Origin of the sequence: Photobacterium sp. SKA34 (genome assembly GCF_000153325.1) — a bacterium.
Lineage (GTDB): Bacteria > Pseudomonadota > Gammaproteobacteria > Enterobacterales > Vibrionaceae > Photobacterium.
Map to the genome: position 1 here is coordinate 1 of NZ_AAOU01000082.1, position 1,757 is coordinate 1,757.

Below are 1,757 nucleotides of genomic sequence, written 5' to 3' on the forward strand. Positions count from 1 at the left end.
TTAACTAGACGGTCTTGAAGCGTTAAATTAGCGCGTTCTACGCGCCTTTAGCTTGTGGAGTATTGGCACAAATTAGCTCAATGTTTAATTCTTTTAGTGCGCGACCATATTGAGTCAGTTTATTGCGGTCTTCGTTGCTAGCATGGTTAACACGGAAAACACCGTGTTTATCCGTGTAGAGCGCGACAGGCTTACCATGCTGTTGTATATACTGCTTAGTCGCAGCCATATATGAAAACGTCGACTCAGAATCACAAAAATATAAATGCATGATGGCGCTTGTTGCGTCATCAATAAAAACAAGCAATGTACATTTATCGGCTCGGCCTTCGAACCAGTCGTGGGGGGAACCATCAAGCTGAATAAGTTCGCCTATACAATCTCTTCTCGCTCTCGGTTGATAAATCTTACGTCTTTTCTTAACCTTTGGTTTCCAAAGTTTTACCGAAACCATCCATTTTCTGATGGTTTCAGTAGAGAGTCTAATATCATGAATTTCAGCTAATTTTTCTGCGGCTAGCGTAGGACCAAAATCGAAGTAATGAGTCTGAATTAAATCAATAACTTGTTTTTTCAATGATGCATTGAATTGACGATTACTTGGCTTAGTTCGCTTTTTTGAAATTAAACCATTAGCCCCGAACTGTCGGTATTGATTAACCAATCTTTGAATATGCCTACGGCTTAAGTTCAGGATTTTAGAAGCATCAATTTGTCTAATACGCTTATCACAAACGTTTTGTATTGTTTCGAGTTTCTGAAGCTCTTTTGTGCTCATCGTGAGTAACATTCCAGCACCGTAGGCTGATTCTTCCATAGGAAGAATCATACACCTAATGTGACATTTCTAAGTTGGAGGAATGTGACATTTTAAAGTAGGGCTGACAGATACGTGGTAGCGTCCAGATACAACAAAGGCCGCCCAAGCGACCTTTCAAATTTTGGTACAAGCAACGGGTGTTATGTTTAATTTAAAAAATATTCAGTCGATTTTCCGATTTTCTCACAGCCAAGTATTTCAGATGTAACCATGTCATCAAGTTTTTGCTTAACCGTGTTAAAACTAACGCCTAATAAGCTTTCAGCTTCCCTTGCTGTAATCGTAGGCTTTTTACGATAACGAGGCTCACCAGCAACAAATCCAATAATTTTTCTCTCGATGTCTTCTAAGCCAGAGTATCGATCTTCTAACTCACGCATTCGAGATGCTGCACGTTCATAGACACAAACAAATTCAGTAATAGCACGACTGATAATTTTTAACTGATATTTAATGAAGTACGTTAAATCTAAGTTGTCATGCTCACAATCTAAATAGCTAACACCGTATTGAATTGGTGCATTTTTCAATAACGCGGAAATAGCAATGTAACGAAATCCCGTATAACCACACTTAAACATGTACCAATAAAACAAAGCCCTTGCCACACGTCCATTACCATCACGGAACGGGTGAACATAACCGATAACAAAATGGAGTGTTATAGCCTTTATAACCGGATGGATATCATCGTCAGTCGCGTTCAACCAATTAACTACACGTGATAATAGGCGATCAATAACATCGTGTTTTGGGGGCTGATGGACTATCTCATCATCAGAATTCACAACCGCAATATCATCTGTCGTTCTAAATGTGCCAGATGTGTATTTCCCTTGATCTAAGGTTTGTGTGCCAGCCTTATGTAGCTCTTTTATCAACCTAATACTGAATGAATTACCTTTGAGGCTCCATGCTGCTTGCATTAAATCGAAGT

At 39.2% G+C, this 1,757-nt stretch carries 1 protein-coding gene and 1 pseudogene; both read right to left on the reverse strand.

Annotated features, from left to right (window positions below):
* Positions 1-778 (reverse strand): annotated as a pseudogene (locus SKA34_RS01265) (ISNCY family transposase); the annotation flags it as partial.
* 188 nt (positions 779-966) lie between these two features.
* Positions 967-1,757, reverse strand: a 791-nt coding sequence (locus SKA34_RS01270) for a Fic family protein (protein ID WP_006643678.1), incomplete at its 5' end; no start/stop codon positions are given.